Below are 16,713 nucleotides of genomic sequence, written 5' to 3' on the forward strand. Positions count from 1 at the left end.
TGCGACCATGACCCGGTGAGCAAGCAGGACGGACGCAACCGGATCGTCTCCGACACGCCCGTCGACGACCGCTCCGCGACGGTCCTGCACGTCGACATGGACGCCTTCTTCGCCTCCGTCGAACTGCTCGACCGCCCGGACCTCGTCGGCCTGCCGGTGATCGTCGGGCACGACTCCGACCGCTCCGTCGTCACGGCCGCCACCTACGAGGCCCGCCGGTACGGCATCAACTCGGCGATGCCGATGGCGGTCGCGAAACGGCGGTGTCCCGCCGCCGTCATCGTCGAGCCGCACTTCGAGAAGTACAGCGCCCGCTCCGCGCAGGTCATGCGGATCTTCGACCGCTTCACCCCGCGGGTCGAGCGGCTCGGCATCGACGAGGCGTTCCTGGACGTCGCCGGGGCCCTCCGCCTGTACGGCACGCCGTGGCAGATCGGCGCCGAGATCCGCCGCACCGTGTTCGCCGAGACGGGCCTGCACTGCTCGGTGGGTGCCGCGTCGACGAAGTTCGTCGCGAAGCTCGCCTCGAGCCGCGCCAAGCCGGACGGCCTGCTCGTCGTCCCGCACGCCGACACCATCGCCTTCCTGCACCCGCAGCCGGTCTCGGCCCTGTGGGGCGTCGGGGGCAAGACGCAGGAGACGCTCGAGCGTCGGGGGATCCACACCGTGCGGGACCTCGCGACGACCCCGCTGCCGTCCCTGGTGTCGCTGCTCGGTCCGGCCGGTGGACAGCGGTTGCACGACCTGGCGTGGGGGCGGGACCCGCGCACGGTGGAGGCCGGGGTCGGTGAGAAGTCGATCGGGCACGAGGTCACGTTCGGCCGTGACCTCACCGAGCGGGACGACGTGGCGCGGGAACTCCTCCGACTCGCCGAGAAGGTCGCGGTCCGGCTCCGACGCGCCGAGGTCCAGGCCCGGACCGTCGCGCTCAAGGTGCGGTACACCGACTTCACGACGCTCACCCGCTCCCGCACCCTCGCCGAGCCGAGCGACGTCGCCAAGCGGATCCACCGGGAGGCCGTCGAGCTGTACGACGTCCTGCACCGTCCGGGCAACCGGATCCGGCTCATCGGCGTCCGCGGCGAGAACCTCGTGCCGGCGGCCGCGAGCAACGCGCTGTGGGACGACGACGCGCCGTGGCGGGAGACCGAGACGACCGTGGACGCGGTCACCGCGCGCTTCGGTGCCGGTGTCCTGCGTCCCGCGTCACTCGTGCGCGGGTCCGGCGGCGGTCCCGGCCCGAGCACGCCGCGGGCGCCGCACGCCCGGCAGGACTGACACGTGTCGGGCGACCGCGTGCCGGTACACTCGGGTGGAGTGAGCGCAGCGGAGAACATCGAGCACCAGGAACCCGCCGAACTCCCGATCGACGGGCTGTCCGACGACCACCGCCCCACCGGACCGGCGGCGATCGCCGAGGTCGCGGGCAACGCGGCGGCCGAGCACCTGTCGCCCGCCTTCCCCGAACGTGCCGCATGGGGCACCGCCTCGAAGCTCCGCGCCTGGCAGGTCGAAGCGCTCACGAAGTACTTCGAGAAGGAACCGCGCGACTTCCTCGCCGCGGCGACCCCCGGCGCCGGCAAGACCACCTTCGCGCTGCGCCTCGCGACCGAGCTCCTCGCCCGCGGCACCGTCGACCGCCTGGTCGTCGTCGCGCCCACCGAGCACCTGAAGCGGCAGTGGGCCGACGCCGCCGACCGCGTGAACATCCGGCTCGACCCGATGTTCAAGAACGGCGACGGCATGTTCGGCCGGCACTACCAGGGCGTCGCGATCACCTACGCGCAGGTCGGCATGAACCCCGAGGTGCACGAGCGGATCACCGCGGGCGGCAAGACCCTCGTGATCCTCGACGAGGTGCACCACGGCGGCGACGCGCTGACGTGGGGCGACGGCATCCGGCAGGCGTTCACGAAGGCCACGCGCCGACTGTCGCTGTCCGGCACGCCGTTCCGGTCGGACACGGCGCCGATCCCGTTCGTCCAGTACGCCCCGGACGAGCAGGGGATCCGCACCTCGATCTCGGACTACAACTACGGCTACGGCCGGGCGCTCAAGGACGGCGTCGTCCGCCCGGTGCTGTTCATGGCCTACGCCGGGCAGATGCGCTGGAAGACCCGGATGGGCGACGAGATGGCCGCCTCGCTCGGCGACCCCGTCACGAAGGACATCACCGCGCAGGCCTGGCGCACCGCGCTGTCGCCGGAGGGCGAGTGGATGCCCGCCGTGCTCTCGGCGGCGGACAAGCGCCTCACCGAGGTGCGCCGTGGCGTGCCGGACGCAGGCGGGCTGGTGATCGCGACCGACACCACGACCGCCCGGGCGTACGCGCGGATCCTGCAGCGCATCACGGGGGAGCGGCCGACCGTGGTCCTGTCCGACGAGGCCGCCGGGTCGAGCCGGATCCAGTCCTTCGCCGAGGACACCTCGCGGTGGATGGTCGCCGTCCGGATGGTGTCCGAGGGCGTCGACGTGCCGCGGCTCTGCGTCGGCGTCTACGCCACGAGCGCGAGCACGCCGCTGTTCTTCGCCCAGGTCATCGGCCGCTTCGTGCGCGCCCGACGCCGCGGCGAGACCGCGTCGGTCTTCCTGCCGAGCGTGCCCGGGCTGATGGCGCTGGCCGCCAGCCTCGAGCTGGAGCGCGACCACGCCCTCGACCGCCCGAAGGACGCCGAGGACGGCATGTACAACCCCGAGGACGCCATGGTGGCGGAGGCGAACAAGGAGGACCGGGCCTCCGAGAGCCTGCTCGACGTGCAGCCGTTCGAGGCGCTCGACTCGCAGGCGTCGTTCGACCGGGTCCTCTACGACGGCGGCGAGTTCGGCACCGGCGGCGAGGTCGGGTCGCTCGAGGAACTCGACTTCATCGGCATCCCCGGGCTGCTCGAGCCCGACCAGGTGCGGGACCTCCTCCGCGCCCGGCAGGCGACCCAGGCCAAGCGGTCGAAGGGCCGCGTCCCGAAGGACGGGACGCCCAAGGCGCCCGAGCCGGTGGACCGGCCGATGTACATGACGATCAAGGAGCAGCGGTCGGAACTGCAGCGCCTCGTCTCGATCTGGTCCCGGCACGCGAACGAACCGCACGGGTCGATCCACGCCGAGCTCCGTCGGATCAGCGGTGGTCCGGCCGTCGCGCAGGCGAGCATCGAGCAGATCCAGAAGCGCATCGACATCCTCCGCTCCCGCATCGGCGGGCGACGGTGACCCGCGCGTGATCGAGCCGGTCGACGACGACCGCACCTGGTACGTCAAGCGCGACGCGGACTCCTCACCCGAGGCGATCATCGACCGCTTCGGGGGCGGCTACCGGCTCCGGCGGTTCTCCCTGAACGAGTCCCGTCGCACGCAGCACGGCGTGTACACCGGCCGCGAGGTCGCCGAGACGGCGTGGTGGCGCCTCCGCGACGGCCGCAGCTGACCCGTGGACGATCCGGATCGGGACCGGATCGGCCGCACAGGTGCGGCGCTGATGACGGGGAGGGGCCGGATCGGGTAGACCGGAGGAATGGCAGACTCCATCCCCCACGTCCTCGTCCTCGGCGGCGGCTCGGCCGGCTACACCGCGGTCAAGCAGCTCCAGAAGCACGCCGCCTCGGTGCCCATGCGCATCACCCTCGTGGACCAGAACACGTACTACACGTACCTGCCGTTCCTGCCCGAGGTCGCCGGCGGTCACATCGCCCCGAAGGACGTCACCGTCGAACTCCGACGTGCGCTCCGCAAGACCCGGGTCATCCAGGGCAAGGTCACCGGGATCTCCTCGGCCGACAAGACGGTCTCCGTCGCGACGGCCGGTGGTGACGACCGGTCCTTCGAGTACGACCACCTCGTGGTGGCACTCGGCTCGGTCACCCGTACCTTCCCGACGCCCGGCCTCGACGAGGTCGGCGTCGGCTTCAAGACGGTCGAGGAGGCCGCGTACGTCCGCGCCAAGCTCCTCGACAACATCGCGAAGGCCGCCGCCACGCGCGACGAGGACGAGCGTCGTCGCCTGCTCACGAGCATCTTCATCGGCGGCGGCTACACCGGGGTCGAGGCGATCGGTGAGCTGTTCGACGTCTCCCAGGCCGCGATCGCCACGTACCCGTCGCTCGCCGGCGAACAGCCGCGCTGGGTGCTCATCGACGCCCTCGACCGGGTCGCCCCCGAGGTCGGCCCCGAGCTGTCGAAGTGGACCCTCGAGTCCCTCCGTGCCCGCGGCATCGACGTCCGCCTCAAGACCACCATGCCGAGCTGCGAGGGCGGGATCGTCAAGCTCTCCGACGGTGACGAGTTCGCCACCGGCCTGCTCGTCTGGACGGCCGGCGTCAAGCCGAACCCGCTCCTCGACGCCACCGACCTGCCGCGCGGGCCGAAGGGGCACCTCGCCGCCAACGCGAAGCTCCAGGTCGAGTCCGAGGACACGCACGAGGTCGTCCCGGGCGTCTGGGGCCTCGGCGACGTCGCCCAGGTCCCGGACCTGACGGCCGAGAAGCAGCCGGCGTACTACCCGCCGAACGCCCAGAACGCCGTCCGGCAGGCCGTCGTCGTCGCGGACAACATCGTCGCCTCGATCACGGGCAAGCCCCTCGTGGAGTACCGCCACCCGTCCATCGGAACGGTCGCCTCGTACGGTGTCGCCAAGGGCGCGGCGAACATCAAGGGCATCAAGATGACGAACCTGCTGGCGTGGATGGCGCACCGCTCGTACCACGTGTACGCGATGCCGACGCTGAACCGCAAGGCGCGCATCGTCATCGGCTGGGTGACCGGTGCGGTCTCCGGCCGCGACGCGACGTCCCTCATCAAGGAGACCGACCCGCGGCAGAACTTCGTGGACGCCGCGAAGAGCTAGCACGCGACTGCCTGCAGACGGGAGGCCCGGTACCAGCTGGTACCGGGCCTCCCCTCCGTCCGCGTGGCGGCTGTGCGTCGAACGCGAGCCTGGGCCGCCTCCCATCCGCCGTCCGTCAGCGTGGACGGTACGAGCGAGAGGAGCGCCATGCGCGCCATGACCTACCGCGGCCCCTACCGGGTCCGCGTCGAGGACAAGCCCGACCCCCGGATCGAGCACCCGAACGACGCGGTCATCCGTGTCGAACGTGCCGCGATCTGCGGGTCGGACCTGCACCTGTACCACGGCATGATGCCGGACACCCGCGTCGGCCACACCTTCGGTCACGAGTTCATCGGCGTCGTCGAGGAGGTCGGGTCGTCCGTCGAGACGCTCAGCGTCGGCGACCGGGTGATGGTCCCGTTCCACATCTCCTGCGGCACCTGCTGGTTCTGCGCCCGCGGCCTGTTCACCAACTGCCACAACGTCAACCCGAACGCGACCGCGGTCGGCGGCATCTTCGGGTACTCGCACACCACCGGCGGCTACGACGGCGGGCAGGCGGAGCGCGTCCGCGTCCCGTTCGCCGACGTCGGCCCGCAGGTCATCCCGGACTGGCTCGACGCCGAGGACGCCCTGATGATGACGGATGCACTCGGCACCGGGTACTTCGGTGCCCAGCTCGCGTCGATCCGCGAGGGCGACACCGTCGTGGTGCTCGGTGCCGGCCCGGTCGGCCTGTACGCGGCGAAGTCCGCGTGGTTCATGGGCGCCGGCCGTGTGATCGTCGTCGACCAGCTCGAGTACCGCCTGGCGAAGGCCCGCGAGTTCGCGCAGGCCGAGACGATCAACTTCGCCGAGGTGGACGACATCGTCGTCGAGATGAAGAAGCAGACCGACTTCCTCGGCGCCGACAGCGTGATCGACGCGGTCGGTGCGGAGGCCGACGGCAACTACCTGCAGCACGTGACGAGCTCGAAGCTCAAGCTGCAGGGCGGCTCGCCCATCGCGCTGAACTGGGCGATCGACGGTGTCCGCAAGGGCGGCACCGTGTCGGTGATGGGCGCCTACGGCCCGATCCCGAGCGCAGTCAAGTTCGGCGACGCGCTCAACAAGGGCGTCACCATCCACATGAACCAGGCGCCGGTGAAGCGCCAGTGGCCGCGGCTGCTCGAGCACATCCAGGCCGGGCACCTCAAGCCGAGCGACGTCATCACGCACCGGATCCCGCTCGAGCACATCGACGAGGCGTACCACCTGTTCTCGGCGAAGCTCGACGGCTGCATCAAGCCGGTGATCGTGCCGTGAGCGAGAACGGAGACCAGAGCATGCGCACCACACCGGACGGCCACGGCGCCGACGACCACATCGCGTACGTGGCGGACAAGCCGCGCGACCTGCCGTCCGCGGACGAACTCCGCGCGCGGATCCCCGGATGGGGGAGCGACCTGGACCTCGCCGACCGGCCGAGCGTCCCGAAGCTGTCCCGCGAGGCCGGCTCGGCGACGAACGCGCACTGGGACCGACCGGAGCAGCAGCCCGGTGGGGAGGGCCGCGAGCGGTCGATCGAGCACGCGCACGTCACGCCGGTGTTCGGCACCGCGCAGCCCCTGTCCGGCATCGCCGGCGTCGTGAAGCGGTACGCCTACCGCCGCTTCAGCGAGGGCCGCCTGGCGCACTGGATGCTCCTGGTCGTCGGCGACCGCCTCGACGTCGCCACGCACCGGGTCACGGACGCGCTCCGCGGCCGGCCGGACCGGCTCGTCAAGGAAACCGGGATCGCCGCCGAGCGTGCGGACGACCCGGTCGGCGCCCGCCTCGGGTCGACGCGACGGGACTGGCGACACGGTGTGCTCGACCCCGTCGTCGCGACGTGGCCGTACCTGCTCATCGGCGGCGTGGCCGTCTGGGTGGTGCGGCGCGCCCGGCGCTGACCGAGAACCGCACCGCGCTCTGGGCGCGGAAAAACGAACGGCCCTCCCGGAGGAGGGCCGTTCGCCGCTTGTCTCAACACAAGTGTCCGAGCACGTGGTCCGGAGACCAGGTACTCCGTGTCCGAGGGGGGACTTGAACCCCCACGCCCTAATACGGGCACTAGCACCTCAAGCTAGCGCGTCTACCAATTCCGCCACCCGGACTGGGTGTGGTGCTCTCGCACCGGGCTGACCGACCGGGTTTCCCCGGCCTTCCTGCCGAGAGAAGACACTAGCACGGCTGTGAACGCACGCTGAACACGGGTGCGCATCCCGGGCGCGGCGCGACCGTATCGCGGTGCTCGGTGGTGTCGCCGGTAGCGTTGTCGCATGACGTCCGAGCTGGAACGCACCGCGGCGATCGCGCGGGACCTCATCCGGATCGACACCACGAACTGGGGTGAGGGGAAGTCCCGGGGTGAGACCGAGGCAGCGCACTACGTCGAGGCAGCGCTGCAGGACCTGGGCCTGACCCCGCAGCTGTTCGAGTCCGAGCCGGACCGGGTCAGCGTCGTCGCCCGCGTCCCCGGCCGGGACCGCAGCAAGCCGGGCCTCGTCGTGCACGGGCACCTCGACGTCGTACCGGCCGACCCGGCGAACTGGTCCGTCGACCCGTTCGGCGGCGAGGTGCGCGACGGGTCGCTCTGGGGTCGTGGCGCCGTGGACATGAAGAACATGGACGCGATGATGCTCACGGCGTTGGCCGACGTGGTCGAACGCCAGGGCGCTCCCGAGCGCGACCTCGTCATCGCGTACTTCGCGGACGAGGAGGCCGGGGGCATCCTCGGCGCCCACCACGTCGTGGACACGCATCCCGAGGTCTTCGCCGGGGCGACCGCTGCCATCAGCGAGGTCGGCGGCTACTCGATCACGCTCGGCGACCGTCGCGCCTACCTGCTCCAGACCGGTGAGAAGGCGCTCATGTGGGTGAAGCTGACCGCCCACGGGACCGCGGCGCACGGCTCGCACGTCATCCGCGACAACGCCGTCACGAAGCTCGCCGCCGCCGTCGGCCGGATCGGCGGCGAGGAGTGGCCGGTCCGGCTCTCGGACACGACCGAGGCGATGGTCGCCGAGGTCGCCCGCTTCCTCGGCGTCGACCCGGTCGCCACCGGTCCGGACGAGGTCGCCCTGGCCACCGGCTCCGCGGCGCGGTTCATCCACGCGGCGTTGCACACCACCACGAACCCGACCGTCCTGCAGGCCGGGTACAAGCACAACGTGATCCCGGACGAGGCCACCGCGCTCGTCGACATCCGCTGCCTGCCCGGTGACGAGGAGACCGTCCTGGCCCGCGTGCGGGAACTCGCCGGCGAGGACGTCGAGGTCACCATGACGCACCAGGACGTCGGCCTCGAGCAGGACTTCGGCGGTCCGCTCGTCGACGCCGTCCGGGACGTCCTCGAGCGGCACGACCCGGGCGCCCCGGTCCTGCCGTACCTGCTCTCCGGCGGCACCGACAACAAGGCGCTGTCCCGTCTCGGCATCGCCGGGTACGGCTTCGTGCCACTGCAGCTGCCCGCCGGGGTGGACTTCCCCGCGATGTTCCACGGCGTCGACGAGCGGGTCCCGCTCGAGTCGCTGGCGTTCGGCCGCCGCGTCCTCGGAGACCTCTTCGCGACCTACTGATACCGTGCATGGTCGTCGTCGGGAACGGCGACCGAGTCCAGCACCGGCGAAAGGCCGCACACGTGCACATCTTCGAGGCGATCTTCCTCGGCTTCGTCCAGGGTCTGACCGAGTTCCTGCCGGTCTCCTCCAGCGCGCACCTGCGCATCGTCGGGCTGTTCCTGCCGGATGCGGAGGACCCCGGTGCGGCCTTCACCGCGGTGACGCAGCTCGGCACCGAGACCGCCGTGCTCATCTACTTCTGGAAGGACATCACCCGGATCATCGGGCGGTGGTTCGGCGCGCTCGGTGGCAAGGTCCCGCGGAACGACCCGGACGTCCGCCTCGGGTGGCTCGTCATCCTCGGCACGATCCCGATCGGCGTGGTCGGCCTGCTGCTCCAGGACAGCATCGAGACCACGTTCCGGTCGCTCTGGATCGTGGCGATCGTGCTCATCGTCTTCGGCGTCGTCCTGGGCGTGCTCGACCGGGTCGGACGGAAGGTCCGGCGGATCGAGCACATGACCTTCAAGGGCGGCATCCTCATCGGGCTCGCGCAGGTCCTCGCGCTCGTCCCGGGCGTCTCCCGGTCCGGCGCGACGGTCTCGATGGGGCTCGCCCTCGGGTACACCCGTCCGGCGGCCGCGCGGTTCGCCTTCCTCCTCGCGATCCCCGCGGTGTTCCTGTCCGGGCTGTACGAGGCCGCGACGAGCCTCGGCGACACCGGAGCGCCGTTCGGTGTGGCGGACACCCTGATCGCGACCGTCGTGGCCTTCGTCGTCGGGTTCGTCGTCATCGCCGCGTTCATGAACTACATCAGCAAGCGGAGCTTCATGCCGTTCGTGGTCTACCGCATCCTCCTCGGTGTCGTCCTCATCGTGCTGCTCTCCCTCGGGGTGGTCGAGCCGTGAGGGCCTGGCAGGCACCGAGCGTCCCCGAGGTCCCGGGGGCCGGCCCCCGTCCGCTCGTCCACGACACCGCGACCGGCAAGCCCGTCGACCCGACGCGTGGTAACGACGACGCGTCGCTCTACGTCTGCGGGATCACCCCGTACGACGCCACGCACCTCGGGCACGCCGCGACGTACCTGGCCTTCGATACGCTCGGCCGGGCGTGGCGGGACGCCGGGTTGCCGGTGCGGTACGCGCAGAACACGACCGACGTCGACGACCCGCTCCTCGAGCGGGCGACGCGTGACGGCGTGGACTGGCGGGAGCTCGCCGCCTCGCAGATCGACCTGTTCCGCCGCGACATGGAGGCCCTGCGCGTCCTGCCGCCGGACGACTACGTGGCCGTCACCGACGAGGTCGAGCGCGTCGCCGAGGCCGTGGCCTACCTGGAGGAGACGGGCTACGCCTACACGGTGCCGACGCCGGACTCCGACGGCGAGGACCTCTACTTCGACGTCAGCCGCCCGAGCGACGCCTGGACGCTCGGCGACGAGAGTCGTCTCGACCGCGAGACGATGCTCGCCCTCTCCGCCGAGCGCGGCGGCGACCCCGACCGGCCCGGCAAGCGCGACCGGCTCGACCCGCTGCTCTGGCGTGCCGAGCGCGAGGGCGAACCGAGCTGGGACACCGAGATCGGCCCCGGACGCCCGGGCTGGCACATCGAGTGCAGCGTCATCGCCGGCGACAAGCTCGGCCTGCCGATCAGCGTGCAGGGCGGTGGCAGCGACCTCGTCTTCCCGCACCACGAGATGAGCGCCGGGCACGCCGCGGCCCTGGCCTCCCAGCCGCTGGCGAACGCCTTCGTGCACACCGGGATGGTCGCCTACCAGGGGGCGAAGATCTCCAAGTCGCTCGGCAACCTGGTGACGGTGCGCGGGCTCCTCGACGGTGGCGCCGATCCGCGCGCCATCCGCCTGGCCCTGCTCTCGCACCGGTACTCCGACGACTGGGAGTGGACCGACGGCGACCTCGACGACGCGGGCCGCCGCCTCGCTGCCTGGGACACGTGGGTGCGCTCCGGCTCCGGCTCCGAGCAGGACGCCGACGCCGTCGTGGCGCGGCTCCGGGCCCGGGTCGCGGACGACCTCGACACGCCGGGCGCGGTCGCGGTGGTCGACACCGCGATCGCCGGCGGGACGGCGGCGACCCCCGAGCTCGTCGACCTCGTCGACGCCCTGCTCGGCATCCGCATCGCCTGACCGCCGTGGCGGCGGACGCTGCCACCCCGAGACGAACGGGAGGTCCGGTACCAGCTGGTACCGGATCTCCCGTCCGTCACACGCCCGCGTCTACTGCGGCGGCTGCGGCGGCCGCCACGGGCCCTCGCCCGCCGCCCCGCCGCCGTCCTTGCCGTCCTTGTGTTCCCGGCGCCGCAGGTACTGCTCGAACTCCTGCGCGATGGCGTCGCCGGAGGCCTCGGGGGAGTCGACCGTGTCGCGCGCCTGTTCCAGCTGGCCGATGTAGGACGCCATGTCCTCGTCGTCCGCGGCGAGGGCGTCGATGCCCTCCTCCCACTGCGCGGCATCGTCGAGCAGGGTGCCGCGCGGCACGGTTACGTCCGTCAGCTCCTCCATCTTGTCGAGCAGCGACAGGGTGGCCTTCGGCGACGGGGCGTTGTGCACGTAGTGCGGCACGGACGCCCAGAGCGACAGCGTGGTCAGCCCGGCCTTGTCCATCGCGTCGGCGAGGACCCCGAGGATGCCCGTCGGGCCCTCGTACGTCGACTTGTCCACGTCGAACGCCGCACGCACGCCGGCGTTCTCGCTCGACACGAAGACCGAGATGGGCCGGGTGTGCGGGACATCGGCGAGCATCGCCCCGACGAAGACCACGGCGTCGATCGAGTACACGTCCGCCAGGTCGATGACCTCGGCGCAGAAGGCGCGCCAGGTCCGCGACGGCTCGGGGCCGACGAGCACGAACACGTCCCGCTCGGTCGGTGCGCCGGTCGCCCCGATCACCGGTCGGCCCTCGGCACTCGGGCCGTGCAGGACGATGCGCGGCCAGGTGACGGCCCGCTCGCCCTCGTCGTCGAAGCCGACCTCGGGACGGTTGAACTGGTAGTCGACGTACCGCTCCCCGTCGATCTCGCGGAGTTCATCGAGCTCGAGGGCGTCGACGATGCGACGAGCGAGTCCGCTCGCGGCCTCGCCGGCGTCGTTCCAGCCCTCGAACGCGACGACGAGGAGTCGTCCGTCGCTGAAGGGGGAGTGCTGTGGCACGGCAGGGGCCTCCTGGTTGTGGAGCGGGTCGACGCACCCGCAGTCGCGCGCGTCGGACCGGAGCACGATCAGGCATCCACGATAGACCCGCTGCCCCCGGGCGGGCGTCCCCGGCCCGGGGGGCGCCGACGCCGCCGGTAGACTCGTCGCCCGTGACCGCGCAACCCCCCACCACCGTCCGGCCCGACCCGGTGCTGCCCGCAGCCGTGCTGTGGGACATGGACGGCACGATCATCGACACCGAGCCCATCTGGCAGGAGTCGCAGGTCGTGCTCACCGCGCGCTTCGGCGCCGAGTGGACGCACGAGGACGGCCTGTCGCTCGTCGGCAGCGGCCTCGAGCGGTCCGGCGAGATCCTCCGTGCCAAGGGCGTCGACATGGAGGTCGAGCAGATCGTCGCGTGGATGACCGACTTCGTGGTCGAGCGCCTGCACGGGGACGACCTGCCGTGGCGTCCCGGTGCCCGTGAACTCGTCGAGGAACTGCACGACCGCGGGGTCCCGACCGCACTCGTCACGATGTCGCGCCGCACGATGGCCCTGGTCACCGCCGAGGCGTTCGGCGCACGCGGCTTCCGGGTCGTCGTCGCCGGTGACGACGTCGAGCGCCCGAAGCCGTACCCGGACGCCTACCTGAGCGCGGCCGCGCAGCTCGGGGTCGACCCGACCACGTGCATCGCGATCGAGGACTCCGCGACCGGCGTCGCCTCGGCGGTCGCGTCCGGCGCGGTGACGGTGGGCGTCGAGCACATCGTCCCGCTCGCCGAGGGTGCCTGCGACGTCCTCCTCGACACCCTGGACGGCGTGACCGTCGACCGCCTGCTCGAACTCACCGGCCCGGCCCTGGCGGCCCGTGCCACCGACCGCCAGGGAGGCCCGGCCTCCGTCCCGGCGTCGGCCCCCGTCACCGAAGGGGACACGCGATGAGCGACGCCACGACCGACGAGCCCACCACCCCCGGCGAGCCGACCGCGCAGGACGCGGTGGAGCTGCCGCACCCGGTCGGGGGGGCGCCGCACACCCCGCCGCGCGGACCGTTCCGTGCCGGCGACCGCGTCCAGCTCACGGGCCCGAAGGGGAAGCTCACCACGCTGTCGCTCGAGCGCGGCGTGGTCTACCACACGCACCGCGGCATGCTCGCGCACGACGACGTCATCGGGCAGGCGGACGGCTCGGTCATCCGGGCGAGCTCCGGGGACGAGTACCTGGCGCTGCGGCCCCTGCTCAACGACTACGTCATGTCGATGCCGCGCGGTGCCGCGATCGTGTACCCGAAGGACGCGGCCCAGATCGTCGCGTTCGCGGACGTCTTCCCCGGCGCACGGGTCGTCGAGGCCGGGGTCGGTTCCGGCGCACTCTCGCTGTGGCTCCTCCGGGCGATCGGCCCGACCGGCAGTCTGCAGTCGTTCGAGCGCCGCGACGAGTTCGCCGCGATCGCCCGCGGCAACGTCGGCACCTTCCTCGGGGCGGTCCCGGACAACTGGTCCGTGACCGTGGGGGACCTCGTCGAGGAGCTCCCGCAGGCCGTCGAGCCGCAGAGCATCGACCGCGTGGTGCTCGACATGCTGGCCCCGTGGGAGTGCGTCGACGAGGCCGCCGACGCCCTCGTGCCCGGCGGGCTCATCGTCTGCTACGTCGCGACGGTCACGCAGCTGTCGCGCACGGCCGAGGCCCTCCGTGACACCGGGCGCTTCACGGACCCGCAGTCGAGCGAGACGCTCGTGCGCACGTGGCACGTGGAGGGGCTCGCCGTGCGTCCGGACCACCGGATGGTGGCGCACACCGGCTTCCTGGTCACCGCACGTCGCCTGGCGGACGGGGTCGTCCTGCCGAACCTGAAGCGACGTGCCGGCAAGGCGGAGTTCTCGGACGAGGACGTCGAGGCCTGGACCCCCGGCACCGTCGGCGAGCGTGGCGCCAGCGACAAGAAGCTCCGCAAGGTCGCGCGTCAGGCGGCCGCCCAGGCCCGCAAGGTCGCGGCGGCCGAGGCGGGCGAGGACGGTGCCCCGGACGGCGGCTCGGCGGCGTCCGGACCCGACGACGACGCCCACTAAGCTGACCTCCGTGCCCGTCCTGCATCGAACGGAAAGAGGATCCGTGCGCACCATCCCCGCACTCGTGGTCACCATCGGTCTCGTCGCGTCGCTGACGGCGTGCGCCGCTCCCGGTGCGGGATCGTCGAGCACGTGCGCGCCGTCCGGAGCCGCGTCGGAGGCCGTCTCGGCCAGGGGCGCGTTCGGTTCGCAGCCGGACGTCACGGTGCCCGCCGGTCTCACCGCCACCGGCACCCAGGTCTCCGTCCTCCGCCAGGGCGACGGCCGCACGATCGGGGACGGCACACCGGTCGTCCTCGAGTACACGCTCGTCGACGGCGCGACCGGCGAGGTCGCCCAGACCAGCGGCTACACCGGTTCCTCGAACCCGATCACGGCCGGTTCGACCAACGCCGGTGCGCTCGGCGAGGCCCTCGAGTGCGCCCAGGTCGGCGACCGACTCGCCGTCGCGATGCCCAAGTCGGCACTCTCGGGCACCGCCCCCTCCCGCTCGACGGGGAAGGCCGAGGACGCGGCCGTGTTCGTCGTCGACGTGCAGCGTGCGTTCGCCGCCCGCGCCACCGGCACGCCCCAGCTCGCGGGCGACGGCATGCCCGCCGTCGTGCTCGCACCGGACGGTGCACCCGGCATCACCATCCCCTCGTGGCCGGCGCCGGAGAAGGACGAGCAGCACCTGCTCCGCAAGGGCGACGGTGCGACGCTGACCGCGGAGGACACCGCGGTCGTCAAGTACACCGCCGTCACGTGGGGGAGCAGCACGACCGACTCCACCGTCGCGGGCTCGAGCTGGACCGACGGGTCCGGCGCGCAGCCGCTCCCGCTGGCCGAGGGCCAGGTCGTCGACGGCATCCGGAACGCCCTGATCGGCCGGCACGTCGGGGACCAGGTCCTCGCGATCGTCCACCAGCAGGGTGCCGCGTACGCGTACGTCATCGACGTGCTCGGCGCGATGCCGCGCTGACCCGCGGCTGCGTAGGATCGGCACGTGCCCACCACCCGTGCTCCCCGTGTGCCCGCCGAGGAACGGCTGTTCAGCCTCGTGCTCGCACTGCTCTCGACGGAGTCCGGGCTGACGAAGTCCGAGATCCTGGCGAACGTCCAGGGGTACCGGCAGCGGTACGCGCCCGGCGGTGACAACGCCTCGCTCGAGCGGCAGTTCGAGCGCGACAAGGACGACGTCCGCGAGCTCGGGATCCCGCTCGAGACGATCGAGACGCCGGGTGCCGCGGGGAACAACCAGACGCTGCGCTACCGGATCCCGAAGGGCGAGTACGACCTGCCGCTCGACGTCCGGTTCACGCCCGACGAGTCCGCCCTGCTGTCGCTCGCCGCGATGGCGTGGCGCGAGGGCGCCCTGTCGGCCGACTCCAGGCGCGGACTGCTCAAGGTGCGCTCCGCCGGGTCCGAGGACGACGGCTCGGAGCACGAGAGCGGCGACGGTGCGACCGCGATCGGTGCCTACGCCCCGCGGCTGCGCACCCGGGACACCGCGTTCGAACCCCTGCGGTCGGCCCTCGACCGGGGCGCCGCCGTCCGGTTCGCGTACATCACGCCGGGCCACCACGAGGCCCGCGTCCGCGAGCTCGCGCCGCTCGCGCTCGTCCAGCACGGCGGCCGGTGGATGCTCGCCGCGCACGAGTTCGCGACGCGGTCGGAGAAGAACTACCTGCTGTCCCGGATCGTCGGTCCGGTGACCCTGTTCGAGGTCGGTCAGCACCCGGCACCGGCGGACGCGGGGGAGCGGGCGCTGGCCGGCCTGGACCGGGTCTGGGCGGAGCGCACCGCGACCGTGCACGTCGTACCGGGGTCGGACGCCGAACGCCGTCTGGCCCGTCGGCGGGACACCACCGCGACGACGGACGGCGAACTGGTGGTCCACCACGTCGACCCGCAGATCCTGGCCGAGGAACTCGCCGCGTTCGGCCCCGAGGTGTGGGTCGTCGAACCGGAGGACCTGCGGCAGCGCGTGGTCGACCGCCTCCGCGTGCTCGTCGCCGACCACTCCGGGCCGCCCGAACGGACCGCCGACCACCGCGGCGCCGAGGACGGTCGCCGCCTGCCCGAGGACGGACCCGACCGTGGCTGACGCCCAGCCCCTGCAAGCGCAGGACAAGCTCGCCTTCCTGCTGGCACTCGTGCCGTACCTCATCGACCGGGAACGCGTCTCCGTCGCCGAGGCCGCCCGGCACTTCGGGGTCCCCGAGTCCCGCATCCGGCGTGCCGTCGAGCTCATCGCGGTGTCCGGCGTCCCGGGCGAGACCATGCAGTACCAGCACGGCGACCTGTTCGACATCGCCTGGGACGACTTCGACCAGAACGACATGATCGTGCTGACGAACCTCGTGGCGATCGACGACGCCCCGCGGCTGTCAGCGCGCGAGGCGTCGGCACTCATCGCGGGCCTCCAGTACCTGTCCGCCCTGCCCGAGGCCGCCGACACGGACGCCATCCGGGCACTGATGGCGAAACTGTCGCGCGGTGCGGGTGGCGCCGCGGGGAACGTGGCCGTCGGCCAGGACCTGCACGACGCGTCCCTGACCGTCATCCGTCAGGCGATGTCCGAGCGACGTGGACTCCTGTTCGAGTACGCGGGACCGCGGACGCAGGGCGGCACGCGTCGCGTCGACCCGCTCCGCGTCGAGTCGATCGACGCCGACTGGTACCTGCGCGGCTGGGACCTCGACCGCGCGGCGATCCGCACCTTCCGCCTCGACCGGATGTCCGGCGTGCGCGTGGACGACCGGCCCGCCGAACGGACCATCGAGGACGTCGTCCTGCCCGACACGCTGTTCCAGCAGAGCGCCCAGGACGTCATCGTCACGGTCGAGCTCGACGCCTCGTCCCTGCCGCTCGTCGCCGACTTCCTCGCCGACACCGCGGATGCGCCGGACGCCGACGGGCGGGTGCGCATCCGGCTCGCGGCGTCGGCCGGGTTCGACGGGGTCGTCCGGCTCGTCGCCGGGCTGCCCGGCCGCGCCGTGGTGATCGACCCACCCGCCGCCCGGGAGGCCGTGCGCGCGTTCGCGGCGGCCGCTCTCGACGTCCACTGAGAGACCGCTGCCGTAGGATCGGTGCATGGCTTCGACGACCGCGG

General features: G+C 72.3%; 15 protein-coding genes and 1 tRNA gene. 14 read left to right on the plus strand and 2 right to left on the minus strand.

What is annotated here, in order from left to right:
* Positions 1–15: 15 nt before the first annotated feature.
* The 6 genes from dinB (at position 16) to DEJ32_RS02760 (ending at position 6,747) form a co-directional block, all read left to right on the plus strand.
* Positions 16–1,278 (plus strand): DNA polymerase IV, encoded by a 1,263-nt coding sequence (gene dinB / locus DEJ32_RS02735; protein WP_110900226.1) that lies wholly within the window; start codon positions 16–18, stop codon positions 1,276–1,278.
* Positions 1,279–1,374: 96 nt separating this feature from the next.
* Positions 1,375–3,204, plus strand: coding sequence for a DEAD/DEAH box helicase (locus DEJ32_RS02740; protein WP_181420569.1), 1,830 nt, complete (start codon positions 1,375–1,377; stop codon positions 3,202–3,204).
* 7 nt (positions 3,205–3,211) lie between these two features.
* The gene (locus DEJ32_RS02745) at positions 3,212–3,418 is read left to right on the plus strand and encodes a hypothetical protein (RefSeq protein WP_110900227.1); all 207 of its coding nucleotides are present in this window, start codon (positions 3,212–3,214) and stop codon (positions 3,416–3,418) included.
* 87 nt (positions 3,419–3,505) lie between these two features.
* A complete protein-coding gene (locus DEJ32_RS02750) occupies positions 3,506–4,834 on the plus strand; it encodes an NAD(P)/FAD-dependent oxidoreductase (protein WP_110824977.1) in 1,329 nt (442 codons plus the stop codon).
* Between the two features lie 147 nt (positions 4,835–4,981).
* Entirely contained in the window at positions 4,982–6,121 is a 1,140-nt protein-coding gene (locus DEJ32_RS02755) for a zinc-dependent alcohol dehydrogenase (protein WP_110824976.1), read from the plus strand.
* Positions 6,118–6,747, plus strand: coding sequence for a hypothetical protein (locus DEJ32_RS02760; RefSeq protein WP_258368872.1), 630 nt, complete (start codon positions 6,118–6,120; stop codon positions 6,745–6,747). The genes DEJ32_RS02755 and DEJ32_RS02760 overlap by 4 nt, the downstream gene beginning before the upstream one ends.
* Before the next feature lie 118 nt (positions 6,748–6,865).
* Here DEJ32_RS02760 and DEJ32_RS02765 read toward each other — a convergent pair.
* Positions 6,866–6,951 (minus strand) — tRNA-Leu (locus DEJ32_RS02765).
* A 165-nt stretch (positions 6,952–7,116) separates the two neighbouring features.
* On the opposite strand from DEJ32_RS02765, the gene DEJ32_RS02770 reads away from it, so the two are divergent.
* From DEJ32_RS02770 to mshC, 3 genes are all read left to right on the plus strand, one after another.
* A complete protein-coding gene (locus DEJ32_RS02770; protein ID WP_110900228.1) occupies positions 7,117–8,415 on the plus strand; it encodes a M20/M25/M40 family metallo-hydrolase in 1,299 nt (432 codons plus the stop codon).
* A gap of 62 nt (positions 8,416–8,477) precedes the next feature.
* Positions 8,478–9,305, plus strand: a complete 828-nt coding sequence (locus tag DEJ32_RS02775) for an undecaprenyl-diphosphate phosphatase (protein ID WP_110825208.1) — start codon at positions 8,478–8,480, stop codon at positions 9,303–9,305.
* Complete coding sequence (gene mshC / locus DEJ32_RS02780; protein ID WP_110824974.1) at positions 9,302–10,543, plus strand: cysteine--1-D-myo-inosityl 2-amino-2-deoxy-alpha-D-glucopyranoside ligase; 1,242 nt, start codon at positions 9,302–9,304, stop codon at positions 10,541–10,543. The genes DEJ32_RS02775 and mshC overlap by 4 nt, the downstream gene beginning before the upstream one ends.
* 90 nt (positions 10,544–10,633) lie before the next feature.
* Here the strand turns inward: mshC and DEJ32_RS02785 are convergent, their stop codons facing one another.
* The gene (locus tag DEJ32_RS02785) at positions 10,634–11,566 is read right to left on the minus strand and encodes a proteasome assembly chaperone family protein (RefSeq protein ID WP_110825207.1); all 933 of its coding nucleotides are present in this window, start codon (positions 11,564–11,566) and stop codon (positions 10,634–10,636) included.
* A gap of 152 nt (positions 11,567–11,718) precedes the next feature.
* On the opposite strand from DEJ32_RS02785, the gene DEJ32_RS02790 reads away from it, so the two are divergent.
* Genes DEJ32_RS02790 through DEJ32_RS02810 form a run of 5 tightly spaced genes read left to right on the plus strand, consistent with a single transcriptional unit; the run spans position 11,719 to position 16,669 of the window.
* On the plus strand, positions 11,719–12,492 hold the full coding sequence (locus DEJ32_RS02790) for an HAD family phosphatase (RefSeq protein ID WP_258368873.1): 774 nt from the start codon (positions 11,719–11,721) through the stop codon (positions 12,490–12,492).
* On the plus strand, positions 12,489–13,619 hold the full coding sequence (locus tag DEJ32_RS02795; protein ID WP_258368874.1) for a tRNA (adenine-N1)-methyltransferase: 1,131 nt from the start codon (positions 12,489–12,491) through the stop codon (positions 13,617–13,619). The genes DEJ32_RS02790 and DEJ32_RS02795 overlap by 4 nt, the downstream gene beginning before the upstream one ends.
* A 43-nt stretch (positions 13,620–13,662) precedes the next feature.
* Positions 13,663–14,580 (plus strand): FKBP-type peptidyl-prolyl cis-trans isomerase, encoded by a 918-nt coding sequence (locus tag DEJ32_RS02800; protein ID WP_110900229.1) that lies wholly within the window; start codon positions 13,663–13,665, stop codon positions 14,578–14,580.
* A 24-nt stretch (positions 14,581–14,604) separates the two neighbouring features.
* A complete protein-coding gene (locus tag DEJ32_RS02805; RefSeq protein WP_110824972.1) occupies positions 14,605–15,705 on the plus strand; it encodes a YafY family protein in 1,101 nt (366 codons plus the stop codon).
* Entirely contained in the window at positions 15,698–16,669 is a 972-nt protein-coding gene (locus tag DEJ32_RS02810) for a YafY family protein (RefSeq protein ID WP_110900230.1), read from the plus strand. Before DEJ32_RS02805 ends, DEJ32_RS02810 begins: the two co-directional genes overlap by 8 nt.
* Positions 16,670–16,713: the final 44 nt, after the last annotated feature.

This window comes from Curtobacterium sp. MCPF17_046 (genome assembly GCF_003224295.1).
GTDB lineage: Bacteria > Actinomycetota > Actinomycetes > Actinomycetales > Microbacteriaceae > Curtobacterium.